We start from the raw sequence: 16133 nt of genomic DNA, 5'->3' as shown, positions 1-16133 counted from the left end.
GGGGTATGCTTGGCGCTTCAACGCGGAACCGGAATGAGTTTGATTTTACGGTTAGAATTGGATCAGTCAGTAGCCGCTTTTGGCCAATTGACTCGTGCCATAGGAGACGCTGGTGGAGATATCGTTGCAGTTGACGTTATTCGTGTGACGAAAAATACGGCAACACGCGATGTGACCGTACAGGCATTTGATCGCGATCATGCAGATCAAATTGTACAGGCTTTGACTGATCTTCCTGGTGTGCATGTGGTCAATGTATCAGATCGCACGTTTTTAATGCATTTAGGTGGAAAAATTTCTATTCACCCTAAAATTCCTGTAAAAAATCGCGATGATTTATCTCGAGTGTATACGCCAGATGTGGCTCGTGTTTGTACAGCCATTCAGGAAGATCCGTCAAAAGCGTTCCAACTGACGATTAAACGCAATATGGTTGCTATTGTATCTGATGGTACTGCAGTATTAGGTTTAGGCGACATTGGCCCAGAGGCTGCTATCCCTGTCATGGAGGGGAAAGCTATGTTGTTTAAACAGTTTGCCGATGTCGATGCTTTTCCTATTTGCTTAGATACGAAAGATACAGATGAGATTGTTCGTATTGTAAAGGCGATTGCGCCTACTTTTGGCGGCATTAATTTAGAGGATATTTCTTCACCTCGTTGTTTCGAGATTGAAGATCGCTTGCGTGCAGAGTTAGATATCCCTGTATTCCACGATGATCAACATGGTACTGCTGTAGTTTTGTTGGCGGGACTTCTCAATGCCGTGAAATTGGTCGGCAAAAAGTTAGAAGATTTACGAGTTGTAGTCGTAGGCATAGGAGCAGCCGGGGTTGCATGCACGAAAATTCTTCTCTCTGCAGGCGTGAAAAATGTGATTGGCGTTGATCGGCATGGTGTCTTAGTACGTTCAGAGCACTATGAAAACCCAATCTGGAGTTGGTATGCAGATCATACCAATCCAGAATTAGTTCATGGCGGGTTAGATGAAGCTATTTCACAGGCTGACGTGTTTATTGGCTTATCGGGTCCAGGCGTTCTTACGATAGATCATGTGAAAAAGATGGCAAAAGATCCTATTGTATTTGCCATGGCCAATCCATTTCCTGAAATTGATCCAGAGGAAGCGGAACCATATGTTCGGGTACTAGCTACTGGGCGTTCTGACTATCCCAATCAAATCAATAATGTACTGTGTTTTCCAGGGATTTTTAGAGGTGCGTTAGACTGTCGTGCAAGTGTCATTAATGAAGAAATGAAACTTGCAGCTGCGCGTGCAATTGCATCGATTGTCACGGATGATGAGCTTCATGAACAATACATTGTTCCAAGTGTGTTTAATAAGAAAATTAGCCGTGCTGTAAGTTTAGCAGTCATTGATGCAGCTATTGCAACGGGTGTTGCCAGGCGGGAACGATCTGATTATGCTCAGTCTAACTAAACGTCATGGTGCATAGATGTTTAGTGTCGTTTCTTAGATTACTTATGAGGAGATGGTTACATGAGCTTACATACGGACTGGATCAGATATGGTGATCGTGAACAGTTTACCGGTTATGTTGCAAAGCCAACACGTGCAACGGGTAAATTACCTGCTATTATCGTCATTCAGGAGATTTGGGGAGTCGATGAGCATATATCACACATTGCCCGTCGCTTTGCAGAAGCAGGATATGTTGCGTTTGCACCAGATTTGTACGCAAAAAATGGCGAACGTCCAGCGGAGTTATCGTTTGCGCGCGTTGAAGCAGGAAAGCAGTTTTTAGATTCACTTCCGCCTGGCGCATGGGGAGATGCAGCGGCACGAGATGCTGCATTGGCTAAGTTGCCACCCGTTCAACAAAAAGAAGTTGGAGAGACGCTTGGAGCTTTATTTGGCGGACTCAGGATGGACCTCTATATAGACCAATTAGTCGCTACCAGTGACTTTCTGCGCACAGGATATGCTGACACTGCGGGGAAACGTGTAGGATCAGTAGGGTTTTGCATGGGTGGAGCACTTTCTGCCCTTCTCGCATGTCACGATGAAGGACTTCATGCGGCTAGTATTTTCTACGGAAATGCACCAGCACCTGAATTGCTAGATCGCATTCAATGTCCGCTCATTGGATTTTATGGGGGCCGCGATCACCGCATTACGGATGCCGTGCCTGCATTTGAACAGGAATTGAAAGAGCGTGGCAAATCATTTGCATCTTATATTTATGAAGACTCGGAGCATGCATTTTTTAACGACTCGAGAAGATCATATGATCCGGATGCTAGTCGCGATGCGTATGCTAAAGTACTAACATTTTTTAATCAAGCATTGAGTTGAGGCAGTTTCAAGATTGGTAGTTTTCCTTTTGCAACGTATATCATCTCCCCCTTTTCCGTATACTGTGGGTATGTCTTTTGCATGGTGCCGAGAGGGTGGTAAGGTGACGTACCGTTTGCGAATGATGAACCCTGAAGATGTTCGGGATTTGTTGCAATGGTTGCAGCGTCTCTCTATTCCAAAAGCTCGTGATGGCGTTTTGTATTTTCTCGAGGTTGGGGATCCTGAGCATCCACTGTTTATCGATCTTGTGATCGATGGATGCGATGAAGACATTGACACAGTAGAATGGCTTTCACAAATATTGATGAGATACATACTGGGTCATTGGATGCATCGCTATGTTGGTAAGGAACTAGCACGTGAACATAGTTATTTGAATCCGGAGGAAATTGAGTACTTAAGGGATAAAATCTATGTACAGGTGATACGAACTGGTTCTCGACGATTGCTTCAATGGGCAACATTTGCTTTAGAAAATGATTGGTTGGGTAGTTTTTCTTTGCAGTTAAATGACGCATTAAATAGTATACTGAGCGACTCTCCACATGAAGTGCATGTAGACGGGTTGTTGCGGTTTCGTTTTATGCATTATTTGCGTGAACTGCAAGAGTTAACGCGTTGTACAGTGGATGATTATCTACTAAGTCGCGAGTATGAAGACTATATTGATCTGTTACGATACTTTTTAGACACGACACCCACTTCTCAGACGGTGGTGCATGTGCTTGCAGTTGGAGAGTCGGCAAAAGCCTTCACAGAAAACTTACAGCCATTTGATGTCTCAGAGGTTGAAAATTTAGCCAATCACGCTGACCAGGAAGATCTTCATCCACAAGATGTACTGATGAGTGCACTCATCACTCATGCTCCACAAAAGGTAATTTTGCACACGGATGATGCTGATTTTGGATTTGCTAAGACAGTCGTTCGAGTTTTTGGTGATCGCTTAGAAATGTGTGATTGTTGCCCCGAATGTGATGTTTTTGTGGCGGCAATTGACAAAGGCGTACCTTCTGTCTATACTACGATTTAATATTGAATTGGCTAAGAATGAGATATGGATGTTTGTTGGCCCGTGAAGAGAGAGTGCACATGAGTTGGTGAGAGTGCACTCACGAATGCGACATACATCTACCACTCAGGAGCTGCTGGCGATCGAACTTTTGTTCATAAGCCAAGCCGTCGCGCGCGTTATGCGTAGAGAGGTGTCAGATTTCTTCTGACATGAACTTGGGTGGAACCACGGATGCGGTAGCGCTTTCGTCCCTGCGATAGAGCAGGGACGGGGGCGCTTTTTCATGTTAAAAGAACAGGTAAATCGATTAATTACAAACACAGGGAAGGGTGAAATGGGACGATGAGCATAGAACAGATGGTTATTCGTTTAAAAGATGGTTCTGAGAAAGTATGGGAAAAGGGAGCGACGATTGGCGACATTGCACAGTCCATCAGCGGGGGGCTTGCACGACAAGCGGTCGCAGGGAGAATCAATGGAAAAGTCGTAGAGCTGTCACGCCCGATTGAAGAAGATGGTGATGTTGAAATTCTTACCCTTGACGATGCGGCAGGACTTGAAGTATATCGCCATACAACAGCACATATCATGGCACAGGCAGTCAGTCGGCTTTATCCAAATACGAAATTTGCGATTGGACCTGTGATTGAACATGGATTTTACTATGATTTTGCTGACCATACATTTACACCTGAAGAATTTCCTGCAATAGAAGCAGAAATGAAAAAAATCATTAAAGAAGATCTTCCAATTACTAGACAGGTGCTTAGTAGAGAAGATGCGTTGGCTTTTTTTGCACAACGCAATGATCGCTTTAAAGTGGAGATCATTAACGACTTACCTGCAGATCAAACGATTACCCTGTATACGCAAGGTGAATTCACGGATTTATGTCGAGGACCTCATCTTCCGTCAACTGGTAAGGTTAAGGCGTTTAAATTGCTCAGTCTAGCTGGAGCTTACTGGCGGGGAGATTCTAACCGCGAACAGCTCACTCGCATATATGCTACAGCGTTTGCAAAGGCATCAGAGCTAGAGGCACACTTAAAATGGTTAGAGGAACTCAAAGAACGCGATCATCGTCGCATTGGCAAAGAGTTAAAGTTATTTACGCTCGCACATGAAGTGGGTGCCGGTTTGCCGATTTGGCTGCCAAATGGGGCGAAGGTGAGGCGAGCCATAGAACGCTATATTGTTGATCTAGAGGAGAGCCTTGGTTATGAGCACGTTTATACGCCCGTGCTAGGTAGTGTGGAACTGTATAAAATAAGTGGTCATTGGGAGCATTATCATGAAGATATGTTTCCAACGATGCAGGTTGAAAATGAAGAATTCGTGCTAAGGCCCATGAACTGCCCGCACCATATGATGGTTTACAAATCAGAGCAGCGTAGTTATCGGGATTTGCCGTTACGAATTGCGGAACTTGGTTTGATGCATCGCTTTGAAATGTCTGGAACGTTAGCTGGCTTACAACGTGTGCGGGCGATGACGTTGAATGATGCACACCTTTTTTGTACACCTGATCAAATCCAAAAAGAATTTGCGCGCGTAGTGCAGCTAATTCAGCGTGTGTACCGCGATTTTTCGATTACAGACTTTTCTTATCGCCTGTCATTGCGCGATCCAGCAAATACTGAGAAATATGTAGCCAATGACGACATGTGGGATAAGGCAGAAAGTATGCTGCGGCAAGCGCTTGATGAATTAGGTCTGACTTATACTGAAGCAAAAGGCGAAGCTGCATTTTACGGTCCCAAGTTAGATGTTCAAGTGAAAACAGCTCTTGGCAAGGAAGAAACGTTGTCAACTGTGCAATTGGATTTTCATCTGCCTGAGCGCTTTGAACTTGAATATATCGGTGAAGATGGGAAGCCGCATCGCCCTGTCGTGATTCATCGAGGTATCGTTAGCACGATGGAACGAATGGTAGCATTTTTGATTGAAAATTATAAAGGGGCATTTCCGCTCTGGTTATCACCGATACAAGTGCGCGTTTTGTCTGTCACTGATCATCAACAAGAATATGCCGAGTCTGTCGTCGACTTGTTGCGCGAGCACGGAGTTCGGGCGGAAGCGGATGTTCGTCAGGAAAAGATCGGCTATAAGATCCGCGCAGCACAGCTTGATAAAATTCCATATATGCTTGTAGTTGGCGCAAAGGAATTGGAAACGCGGCAAGTGTCTGTTAGACAACGTGTGGCGGGAGATGTTGGGCAGATAGGCCTTGACGAGTTTGTGCAAAAGCTAGTTGTGCAAATTGCAACTCGTGGGAGCGATGAATCCGCATGATGCGTGACGTGTTATGGAAGTGGTGTGACATGCATGTGCAAAGTGTGTACAGGAAACTATTTTATGTGTTTACTGTAGTTGTCTGTATTTTTGTTATACAACCAGTGTATGCAGCCACGCAATCTGTCATAACGACCCATCAGCTGAGTATCTCTTATAGCCAGACGTTGCTCGCGCCACAGCCACCTGGTGCAAGTGTTACCTTATCGCCTATAGTCGTTACAAATACAGGTGGTGAGATAGAGCATGTACAGGTGCAAATAACGGGTGGGTTGCTGAACGTCTATCCAAAACAAGTCACATTGCCACCTAAACAAACGGTGCATATCGGGATGTATATCAATATTCCTCAAAATCAATCGATTGGCACTTATCAGCGGATCGTTCACATTGATGAGGTGCAAGGAATAGGTAAGCCGATATCAGTTGCAACGATTCCTTTTACGGTGCGGATTGTAAACACTACAGGATCCTTAGGGACGTTCGGGTTTATACAGGATCATGCGATATGGGGAGTTGGTATTGTTGTTGTCCTCCTTTTATTATCGTATGCGTTTGATACATGGCGGAAGAAACAGCACAAGTAATGTTTTGTAAATGTTGTAAAGCAACTGCGCTTACAGGTGTTCCCACAGCGCAGCGTCATATGGACAGTTGTGCTGTGGGTTGCTATCTGGCACGATCTACGCTATAATCACTACATTGAATGCAACAAGTAGAAGCGTTCGCTTCTCACCCCGGGATCTACGAAGTAGTATCTATGGGTTCAGTGCACATGGGCGGATATAAGTGAAGTACCATGGTAGCGTGAATGAGTGAGTGCGAGCGCGGTAGTAGATTACCGCGCTTTTTGCTTTGATATTTTATGTAGTAAGTGTGTGAATTCTAGGGGGTGTTGTTCAATTAGCAAGGATGATGTGCAAATTAATGATGCCATCCGTGCACGCGAAGTGCGCTTGATTGACGAAGCCGGAGAACAATTAGGCATTGTGAATCTGCGTGATGCTCTTCGCATTGCAGGAGAGAAAAATCTCGATCTTGTCAACGTCGCTCCGACGGCAAAACCACCCGTTTGTCGAATCATGGACTATGGAAAGTTCAAGTATGAGCAAAGCAAGAAAGAGAAAGAAGCTCGTAAGCATCAGAAAGTCGTGTTGATTAAAGAAATTCGCATGACGCCGAATATTGAAGACCACGATTTTGAGACAAAGGTCAAGGCGGCGGTAAAGTTTTTACAAGAAGGCGACAAAGTTAAAGCGGCTGTTCGTTTTCGCGGGAGAGAGATCACCCACTCAAACATCGGTCAAGCTGTTCTTGAAAAAATGGCGAAAGAACTTGAGCCCTTTGGAATTATTGAGCGGTCTCCGAGACTTGAAGGGCGCAGTATGATTATGATCATCAATCCGCGTCAAAGTGTGGAGAAGTCTTCCTAAGAGAATTACAGACGACGCAAGTGAGAGATCAAACCCCTATTTGCGGGTATGAATGTGGAGGATGCAGCAATGCCGAAAATGAAAACACATCGTGGAGCTGCAAAACGCTTCAGGAAAACAGGTTCTGGTAAGTTGAAGCGCAGTCATGCAAATACGAGTCACTTGTTTGTTTCAAAGTCGCCTAAAAGCAAACGTCAATTGCGTCATTCGGGTATGGTATCCCCTGGCGATTTCAAACGAATTAAACAGTTAGTAACGTATTTGTAAAAAGCAGTACGACTTTTGTAGGATAGGTGCTATGTTTAGCGCCACGATTTGAGGAGGATTTGTCATGCCAAGAGTTAAAGGCGGTATAGTGACGCGCCGTCGCCATAAGAAGATATTAAAATTAGCGCGTGGTTATTTTGGTTCAAAGCATCGTTTATTCCGTACGGCTAATCAGCAAGTGATGAAATCTCTGATGTATGCATATCGGGATCGTCGCGTCAGGAAGCGGGATTTTCGCCGTTTATGGATACAGCGGATTAACGCTGCAGCTCGTTTGAACGGATTGTCGTATAGCCGCCTCATGTTTGGCTTAAAACAAGCGGGCGTTGAAGTGAACCGTAAAATGCTCGCTGATTTGGCTGTGTATGATGCACATGCATTTACTGCATTGGCAACACTTGCAAAATCGAAGTTAGAAGCGTAAATCATCGTGCGGTAAAGGGTCACATGTTCCCATAGGGAGTGTGGCCCTTTGTTATACTGAAAAGGAGAATGACATGAAACCAAAGACACTTGTGACAAGATGGCTTCCTGCCGATGTGTTAGCGCGTTTAAAGACTGTGTCAGATGTCACGATGTGGCCTGAAGCAGATCAGCCGGCAACACGGGACTTTCTCTATCGCGAGATAGCGCAGGTTGACGCGGTGCTGTCGATGCTGACTGATCAGATGGATGAGACTCTTATGAGTCATGGAGACCATTTGCGTATTATCGCAAATATGGCCGTTGGATACGACAATATTGATCTACAAGCGGCAAAACAGCGCGCGATTCATGTCACAACGACACCAGATGTACTCAATGAAACGACAGCTGATCTTACATTTGCTCTTCTGCTTGCAGTAGCGCGAAAAATACCTGAATCATCTGAGTTTTTGCGATCTGGTCAATGGCAATCATGGTCGCCCTTTCTCTTAGCTGGCCAGGATGTTTACGGAGCGACGCTTGGTTTGATAGGTATGGGACGTATAGGTGAGGGAGTAGCACGTCGTGCGCGCGGATTTGGAATGAAGCTGATCTATCATAATCGGCAGCGCAAAACAGAAACTGAAGTAGATTTAGGAGTATCCTATGAAACGTTGGATGGTGTTTTGCAATTATCTGATTACGTGGTTGTCCTCACTCCACTTACACAAGAGACCCATCATTTGATTGGTGAGCGAGAACTGCAATTGATGAAAAAAACCGCAATTCTTATTAATGTTAGCAGAGGACCTGTCGTAGATGAGGTTGCTCTATATCGTGCTTTGCATCAGGGTCAATTGTATGGAGCTGGATTAGATGTGTTTGAGCAAGAACCAATTGCACTTTCGCATCCACTTCTCACGTTGCCAAATGTTGTAGCTCTTCCTCATATTGGTAGTGCGAGTATTGCAACTCGTAGGAAGATGGCACAATTAGCTGCGGATAATATTTACGAGGTTTTAATCGGTAACTCTCCACTCACTCCTATTGTGTAATCGCAGTAAAGGCGTTAAAATAATCAGAATATCCATAGATCATGAAATAACCTGAGAGAGTGGGAGAACTAATGCGCAGTGATATGGTGAAAAAGGGGATTGAAAAAGCTCCTCATCGCAGTTTGTTACGAGCTACGGGATTAAAAAATGAAGATTTCAATAAACCATTTATCGGGATTGTCAATTCATTCGTAGAAATTATTCCTGGACATATGCATTTGCAAGAGTTTGGCAAGCTTGTGAAAGAAGCTGTTCGCGCTGCAGGCATGATTCCCTTTGAATTTAATACGATTGGTGTCGATGATGGCATTGCGATGGGGCATATCGGTATGCGTTATTCGTTGCCTAGTAGGGAACTGATTGCAGACTCCTTAGAAACGATGGCTCAGGCGCATTGGTTTGATGGACTTATTTGTATCCCTAATTGTGATAAAATCACACCAGGCATGTTAATGGGTGCCCTACGAGTCAATATTCCGACTGTCTTTGTGTCAGGTGGTCCGATGAAAGCAGGGAAAACCACAAGTGGTAAGACTGTTGACTTGGTGTCTGTATTTGAGGGTGTAGGTGCATATCAAGCTGGTAAAATGACGCGATCAGAACTTCAAGATATTGAAGAACACGGCTGTCCGACATGTGGTTCTTGCTCTGGAATGTTTACGGCTAATTCGATGAATTGTTTAGCAGAGGCGCTTGGACTTGCATTACCTGGTAATGGTTCTATACTAGCTATTGATCCACGTCGTGAAGAATTAGTAAAGGAAACTGCCGTCCGCTTAAAATATCTCATTGAACAGCAAATCAAACCACGGGATATTGTGACGCAAGATTCTCTTGACAATGCATTTATTCTTGATATGGCTATGGGTGGTTCGACAAATACTGTATTACATACACTCGCCCTTGCCCATGAAGCGGAGGTAGACTACCCACTAACGCGTGTAGATGAGATCTCCCGACTGGTTCCACAGATTTGTAAAGTGAGTCCTTCTTCTGACTGGCACATGGAAGATGTCGATCGGGCAGGTGGAATTTCTGCTATTTTACGTGAGTTGTCGCGAAAAGAAGGGCTTTTACATCTGGATTGTATGACTGTCACTGGAAAAACGATAGGGGAAAATATTGCAGAAGCAACCATAGTTGATGAAGATGTCATTCATACTATTGAACACGCTCATTCTCAACAAGGTGGATTACGCGTTCTTACAGGCAATCTTGCGCCTGATGGTGCTGTGATAAAAAGCGGGGCAACTGCTATTACGCATTTTGAGGGGCCTTGTGTCATCTTTAATTCTCAAGATGAAGCATCTGTTGGGATCAAGAGTGGGCGCGTGAAAAAAGGAGACGTAGTCGTCATCCGCTATGAAGGTCCAAAAGGTGGGCCGGGAATGCCTGAGATGTTGGCACCCACGTCGGCGATTGCGGGGATGGGGCTTGGTGCGGATGTTGCACTCATTACAGACGGGCGTTTCTCTGGTGCCACACGCGGGATTAGCATAGGTCATATCTCGCCTGAGGCGGCGGCTGGAGGGCCGATTGCAGCGTTACAAGAAGGTGATGTTATTGTTATTGATACAGATCAACGCATCATTGAAGTTCTCGTATCTGATAGAGAATTGCAAGAGCGTATGGAGACTTGGCAACCTCCTGAACCACTTGTTAAGCGAGGCTGGTTAGCGCGCTATACAAGACTTGTTACCTCGGCAAATACTGGGGCAGTACTTACAGACTGAAAGAGGGAACGTTTTGGAATATATCACATCAGCGCACAATCCGCGAGTGAAGGCGTGGGCGGCGCTCAAAGAACGAAAGTATAGAGAACAGTCAGGTACTTATCTGGTTGAAGGACTACGCAGTGTTCACACGTATCTAGAGAGTCGTGCACACATCGTTAGCCTTTTATATGATCCTAGTGTAGAAGGACTGGATATAGAGTCAGTAGTGGAGCAGTGTGAACAACGACATATCCCTGTGTATGGAATGACTACACACATTTTTGCGCAAGTGGCTGATACGGTTCATCCGCAAGGGGTGATAGCGGTTGTGAAGATCGATACACAACCGCTGCATACCTTCTTTGCGATGGGGCAGTGTCAGAATAATTGTAGCGATGTCGTGCTGATCGTAGACGGTGTAAGGGATCCAGGCAATCTTGGGACAATGATACGTACAGCCGCCGCCGTAGGGGCACGTGGTGTCATTTCGCTTAAGGGTACGGTGGATTTCTTTCATCCTAAAGTAGTTCGATCCACTATGGGTGCACTCGCAACGATACCTGTGCTTGAGACAGTAGTGGAGGAATTGTTACAAGTCGCACAAGAGGCGAATGTTCACCTACTTGGTGCCGATGCACACGCGACCACTTCTTTGTATGGAGCAGATCTACGGGGCCCAATGGGACTTGTGATTGGTGGAGAAGCGCAGGGTATTACACATGCTTTGCAGGAGCGCCTTGCAACATCATTCTCTCTTCCCATGCCTGGTGTAACAGAGTCATTAAATGCTGGAGTAGCTTCAAGTATTATGTTGTATGAAGCACTGCGCCAACGCCTGAGCTAAGTCAAAGAAGTGAAGTCAAAACGAATGGTTGGGCAGACTTTACAGAATACTCTTCCTGCTGTATCATAGTGGAAACTGATGACCGAGAGAGTACCTATTTATTATTGCATTCAGGGACTTGGCGCCTAGATTGAGAGCGTCTCGTGCAATCTTATAGGGAAGTTCACTCGCGAGGAGATCAATTGAACGGATAGTATGTAGGTTGATCCGCGATCCACGCGTTATTGTGGACGATGAGGGAAGTTGGCTACCTATATTGCGTGAACAAGTTCACGGATATGTGGTGGGCTACCTTCTATATAAGGGTGGTACCACGAAGTTTTCGTCCCTTGGCGAAAGCTTTTTTTGTGGTTTACTATAGATACAATATGAGGTGACCCAGGTGAGAGAACAATTGATGGAGTTACAAGAGCAGGCGCTATCTGCGTTGACTAGTCACAAGACACTAGAAGAGTTGGAGGCTTGGCGGGTAGGCTATCTAGGTAAAAAAGGTGAACTATCTGGTATATTGCGTACGATGGGAACTCTTGAAGCAAGTGAGCGTCCACTCGTTGGGCAGATAGCAAATGATGTTCGGGCCGCGCTTGAACAGGCGTATAAAGAACGCAAAGATGCTTTACAATTTGCGGCTGTACAAGAGAAGGAAGCGAAGGAAACGATTGATATTACCCTACCTGGACGCATGCCTTATCTAGGAGCAGAACACCCCTTGCATAAAGTGGTACGACGCATTGAAGATATTTTTCTTGGCTTTGGGTTTACGGTAGCAGAAGGGCCAGAGGTTGAACTCGATTTTTATAATTTTGAAGCGTTAAATTTGCCAAAGGACCATCCAGCGCGGGACATGCAAGATACTTTTTATATTACTGAGGAAATTCTCATGAGAACACATACTTCTCCTGTGCAAGCGCGCACACTTGCAGCGCTTTATCCTGAAACCAATGTGCGCATTATCGTTCCCGGCAGAGTATATCGCAGGGATGATGATGATGCTACACATTCTCATGCGTTTATGCAAGTAGAAGGTTTGGTTGTAGGACATGGTGTTCGAATGAGTGATTTAAAGGGTATGTTGTTGCAATTTGCGAGAGAAATGTTTGGCGAAGATCAGGAAGTTCGTTTGCGTCCAAGTTTCTTTCCGTTTACTGAGCCCAGCGCAGAATTAGATATTCGCTGCATCTACTGCGGTGGTAGTGGTTGTCGTACATGTAAAGATACTGGATGGATTGAGATCTTAGGGTGTGGCATGGTACATCCAAGTGTACTTGAGATGCAAGGATACGATGCACGCGAATTGAGCGGATTTGCATTTGGGATGGGCGTAGAGAGGATAGCGATGTTAGCTTATCGCGTGGAGGATATAAGACAATTTTATCAAAATGATGTGCGGCTATTAGAACAGTTTGCAAAATTAGTTCGATAGGAACAACGAACGCATGTGTAGGTTATCGTAGGGAGGTATATTGTGAAAATCACATGGAAATGGCTTTCGGATTATGTAGATATCAGTGATCTTACACCACAAGAAGTTGCACAGAAAATGACCAATGCGGGGATCCCTGTGGAGCATATGGCGCCTCTTGTGCAAGGAGTATCTGGTGTGGTCGTAGGTGAAGTGATCGAGGTTATACAGCATCCAAATGCAGATCGTTTGCGCGTATGTACAGTCAATGTAGGCGGATCTAACCATTTGACGATTGTATGTGGTGCTCACAATGTCGCTGCAACACAACGCGTTCCTGTGGCACTCGTGGGGGCGCAATTACCGTCAATGGAGATCGGGACATCCACACTCCGCGGTGTTGCATCAGAAGGAATGATCTGTGCAGTAGCTGAATTAGGGCTTGATCCGCATTCATTTCCAAAGGATCAGACGACTGGTATTTTCGTTTTACCAAGTGATGCGCCTGTAGGTGTAGACATCAATGACTACTTAGGCTTGAACGACATAGTGATGGAACTTGAACTGACGCCAAACCGTTCGGATTGTCTATCTTTGCGCGGCGTAGCCTATGAGGTGGCTGCTCTTTTCAACCGACAGGTACGTATGCCTTCCCCTCTTTTGCAAACGCCAGAAGATGATGTAAAGACGCTGTCTATTCGCTTAGATACAAAGGCTTGCACTGGTTATGCAGGTCAAGTGGTAGATGGATTAGTATTAGCCCCATCGCCCATGTGGATGCAAATGCGCTTGCTAGCAGTAGGTATGAGGCCAATTAACAATCTCGTCGATATCACTAACTACGTGATGTTTGAGTGGGGGCAACCTTTGCACGCATTTAATTACGCTGCCATTGCAAACCAGCAAATTGTCGTACGACAAGCGATAGCAGGTGAAACACTCACCACACTCGATGGGCAAACGCGTACGCTGACAGAAGATATGACAGTGATTGCTGATCCAACAAAAGCGCTCGGGCTAGCTGGAGTCATGGGTGGTGAAGAGAGTGAGGTTACACCTTCTACGACAGCTGTGGTAATTGAATCTGCTTTGTTTGATCCACTACAGACAAGGAAAACAGGACGCATATTGCAGTTGCGCTCAGAAGCAGGGGTGAGATTTGAAAAAGGATTAGACGCAACCGTGGTCACCTTAGCACTAGGGAGAGCGGTTGACCTGATGGTGCAATATGCAGGTGGGCGCGTTGCATCGGCACCCTCGATACAGGGTGAGGCGCTTTTCAATAACGAGAATGTGAAGGTGATTGTTCGTAAGAAACGCGTCTCGCAGTTGTTGGGATTTCCTGTATCGGAAAAAGAAATGCTAGACGTGTGTGCGAGGCTTCAATTTGATGTGTCTGCACAATCTGATGATTTAGTTGTTACTGTCCCACCGCGCAGAGCCGATATTACGATTGAAGAAGATATGATTGAGGAGTTTGCACGGCTTATTGGATATGATCATATTCCAACGACGATGATCGAAGGACCACTCACGGCAGGACAATTGACGAAAAACCAATATATGTCGCGCGTACTCACAGATCACTTCATCGCGCAAGGTTTTCAGGAAACGGTGACGTATTCATTCATTTCACCAGAAGATCTAACGCGTGTGCGCATTCCATTAGATCATCCCTATGGACGTGGGATCGTTCTCTTGCATCCGCTCTCCGATGAACACAGCATGTTGCGAACAACAATGCTCCCTTCTTTGCTAGACGTGGCGAAGACCAATGTCAGTCGCAGGCAGCTAGATCTGCGGTTATTTGAAATTGGGAAAATATATCTTGCACAGCAGTTCCCTTTAATAGAACAACCAAACGAACAAGTGATGTTGGCAGGGCTGTTGTTGGGACGGCAAAGACCATTGCATCCATATGACACTGTTCGTCCCTATGATTTTTATGATGCCAAAGGAATTGTAGAGAGTGCGCTTATGCGCGTTGGCGTGGCGCTTCCAGTCACTTTTGCGCGCTCCGACATGCCGTATTTTCATGGTGGGCAGGGCGCAGATATCTATATTGGAGAAGAAAAGCATGGGAGAGTTGGACGATTGCATCAGGCTGTATGCGATGCCTATGATCTATCTGTCGCCTATTATTTTGAAATAGATGTGGATGCAGTAGTTGGAGCCACTCAGACTAAACTAGCCGTTACACAACTTCCGCGTTTCCCAAGTGTGCAAAGAGATCTGGCTCTCGTCGTTGATGACAAACTTCCTGCACAACAAGTATTGGATACAGTTTCACAAGTGGCTGGAGAGGAATTATACGGGATCTCAGTTTTTGATATCTACACTGGAGATGGTGTAACAAGCGGATGTAAAAGCATCGCTTTACGTTTATCCTTTCGCTCTTTATTGCGGACATTGACAGATGAGGAAATGGAGACGACAATGAATCGTATCATCCAACATGTTAAGTCTGTCCATGGAGCGGTTTTGCGTGAATAACGAGAGACAAGTAGAAGACACCACTGTAAAGGAGCCCGCGGAGATGGTAGACGTGAACGACGAACAAAATCGCGTAAAGGTCACGATTTTTGGACAATCGTATACATTGCGGGGGTCTGGTTCGTCCGAGCGACTGACGCGCTTGGCTGCACTAGTCGACGGTAAAATGAATGCATTATTTGATCAGAATTCCCGTTTAGATTTTCAAACGTTAGCAGTTTTGACTGCGCTAAACTTAGCGGAGGAATATGATACTATCTCGTCTGAATACGATTCATTGCTCAGTGCGCTTGAACTAGAAATTAAGAAGTAGCTAGATAAGGGTGAGTGAAGGATTGGATATCGCCGATATCGTTATCATAGTCATCATCGTTTTTAGTGCATGGGACGGCTATCGAACAGGTTTTGTCGTACAGGTAGTTCGTTTGCTAGGTACTGTACTAGCGTATGTTTTAGCATGGAAATTCCATTCGATTTTGACGCCAACGCTTGCTCGCTGGCTAGAGGGCACGGTATTAAAACATGTACATCACGTGACGTCTAGTCCATTGTTTGTTCTGTTTGGAACACAACCAACACGAGCTGGTATTGCTATGGCAATGGGAAGTGCAATTTCATTTGGGATCGTATTTTATCTCTCATTATTCATTATTCGTTATGTCGGACACTTGCTAAATGTAGTCATGAGTTTACCCGTTCTTTCTTTGATTAATCGATTTGCCGGTTTAGTGGCTGGTGCTGTTATAGCGTTTGTACTTATTGCAGTCTTAATTAGTATCTTGTCTTATGTACCTGTTGCACCGCTTAAAGAACAAATTATGCACTCCGCACTTGCACCTATGTTTCAAGGGTTAGTTCGTCAACTGGATAAAATCGAGAGTTCTTTGTAACAG

General features: G+C 45.2%; 15 protein-coding genes and 1 other annotated feature. All 15 genes read left to right on the top strand.

Annotated features, from left to right (window positions below):
* Nucleotides 1–9: 9 nt before the first annotated feature.
* Nucleotides 10–1440 (top strand): NAD-dependent malic enzyme, encoded by a 1431-nt coding sequence (locus MM817_RS01525; RefSeq protein WP_241711674.1) that lies wholly within the window; start codon nt 10–12, stop codon nt 1438–1440.
* 60 nt (nt 1441–1500) lie between these two features.
* Nucleotides 1501–2316, top strand: coding sequence for a dienelactone hydrolase family protein (locus tag MM817_RS01520; protein ID WP_241711673.1), 816 nt, complete (start codon nt 1501–1503; stop codon nt 2314–2316).
* A gap of 103 nt (nt 2317–2419) precedes the next feature.
* Entirely contained in the window at nt 2420–3352 is a 933-nt protein-coding gene (ytxC, locus tag MM817_RS01515; RefSeq protein WP_241711672.1) for a putative sporulation protein YtxC, read from the top strand.
* A 324-nt stretch (nt 3353–3676) separates the two neighbouring features.
* The gene (gene thrS / locus MM817_RS01510) at nt 3677–5626 is read left to right on the top strand and encodes a threonine--tRNA ligase (protein ID WP_241711671.1); all 1950 of its coding nucleotides are present in this window, start codon (nt 3677–3679) and stop codon (nt 5624–5626) included.
* Nucleotides 5623–6213, top strand: coding sequence for a COG1361 family protein (locus tag MM817_RS01505; protein WP_241711670.1), 591 nt, complete (start codon nt 5623–5625; stop codon nt 6211–6213). Before thrS ends, MM817_RS01505 begins: the two co-directional genes overlap by 4 nt.
* A 330-nt stretch (nt 6214–6543) precedes the next feature.
* Nucleotides 6544–7059, top strand: a complete 516-nt coding sequence (infC, locus tag MM817_RS01500; protein ID WP_241711669.1) for a translation initiation factor IF-3 — start codon at nt 6544–6546, stop codon at nt 7057–7059.
* 69 nt (nt 7060–7128) lie between these two features.
* Nucleotides 7129–7326 (top strand): 50S ribosomal protein L35, encoded by a 198-nt coding sequence (gene rpmI, locus MM817_RS01495; RefSeq protein ID WP_241711668.1) that lies wholly within the window; start codon nt 7129–7131, stop codon nt 7324–7326.
* A 64-nt stretch (nt 7327–7390) separates the two neighbouring features.
* The gene (gene rplT, locus MM817_RS01490) at nt 7391–7750 is read left to right on the top strand and encodes a 50S ribosomal protein L20 (protein ID WP_241711667.1); all 360 of its coding nucleotides are present in this window, start codon (nt 7391–7393) and stop codon (nt 7748–7750) included.
* Nucleotides 7751–7823: 73 nt separating this feature from the next.
* Nucleotides 7824–8786 (top strand): 2-hydroxyacid dehydrogenase, encoded by a 963-nt coding sequence (locus MM817_RS01485; protein ID WP_241711666.1) that lies wholly within the window; start codon nt 7824–7826, stop codon nt 8784–8786.
* Nucleotides 8787–8857: 71 nt separating this feature from the next.
* Nucleotides 8858–10519, top strand: a complete 1662-nt coding sequence (ilvD, locus tag MM817_RS01480; RefSeq protein WP_241711665.1) for a dihydroxy-acid dehydratase — start codon at nt 8858–8860, stop codon at nt 10517–10519.
* A 13-nt stretch (nt 10520–10532) separates the two neighbouring features.
* Nucleotides 10533–11345, top strand: a complete 813-nt coding sequence (locus tag MM817_RS01475) for a TrmH family RNA methyltransferase (protein ID WP_241711664.1) — start codon at nt 10533–10535, stop codon at nt 11343–11345.
* A 69-nt stretch (nt 11346–11414) separates the two neighbouring features.
* Nucleotides 11415–11678, top strand: a binding site (T-box leader).
* A 49-nt stretch (nt 11679–11727) separates the two neighbouring features.
* Nucleotides 11728–12768 (top strand): phenylalanine--tRNA ligase subunit alpha, encoded by a 1041-nt coding sequence (gene pheS, locus MM817_RS01470; RefSeq protein ID WP_241711663.1) that lies wholly within the window; start codon nt 11728–11730, stop codon nt 12766–12768.
* Nucleotides 12769–12810: 42 nt separating this feature from the next.
* On the top strand, nt 12811–15240 hold the full coding sequence (gene pheT / locus MM817_RS01465) for a phenylalanine--tRNA ligase subunit beta (RefSeq protein ID WP_241711662.1): 2430 nt from the start codon (nt 12811–12813) through the stop codon (nt 15238–15240).
* On the top strand, nt 15233–15553 hold the full coding sequence (locus MM817_RS01460; protein WP_241711661.1) for a cell division protein ZapA: 321 nt from the start codon (nt 15233–15235) through the stop codon (nt 15551–15553). The genes pheT and MM817_RS01460 overlap by 8 nt, the downstream gene beginning before the upstream one ends.
* Before the next feature lie 10 nt (nt 15554–15563).
* Entirely contained in the window at nt 15564–16130 is a 567-nt protein-coding gene (locus tag MM817_RS01455) for a CvpA family protein (RefSeq protein ID WP_241711660.1), read from the top strand.
* Nucleotides 16131–16133: the final 3 nt, after the last annotated feature.

It is taken from the genome of Sulfoacidibacillus ferrooxidans (genome assembly GCF_022606465.1).
Classification (GTDB): domain Bacteria; phylum Bacillota; class Bacilli; order Alicyclobacillales; family SLC66; genus Sulfoacidibacillus; species Sulfoacidibacillus ferrooxidans.
This window is presented reverse-complemented; position numbering and strand designations above follow the sequence as displayed.

Coding starts and splice junctions, on each gene's coding strand:
- MM817_RS01520 (WP_241711673.1), top strand. CDS start 1,501: ATGAGCTTACATACGGACTGGATCAGATATGGTGATCGTGAACAGTTT.
- thrS (WP_241711671.1), top strand. CDS start 3,677: ATGAGCATAGAACAGATGGTTATTCGTTTAAAAGATGGTTCTGAGAAA.
- MM817_RS01505 (WP_241711670.1), top strand. CDS start 5,623: ATGATGCGTGACGTGTTATGGAAGTGGTGTGACATGCATGTGCAAAGT.
- rpmI (WP_241711668.1), top strand. CDS start 7,129: ATGCCGAAAATGAAAACACATCGTGGAGCTGCAAAACGCTTCAGGAAA.
- rplT (WP_241711667.1), top strand. CDS start 7,391: ATGCCAAGAGTTAAAGGCGGTATAGTGACGCGCCGTCGCCATAAGAAG.
- MM817_RS01485 (WP_241711666.1), top strand. CDS start 7,824: ATGAAACCAAAGACACTTGTGACAAGATGGCTTCCTGCCGATGTGTTA.
- ilvD (WP_241711665.1), top strand. CDS start 8,858: ATGCGCAGTGATATGGTGAAAAAGGGGATTGAAAAAGCTCCTCATCGC.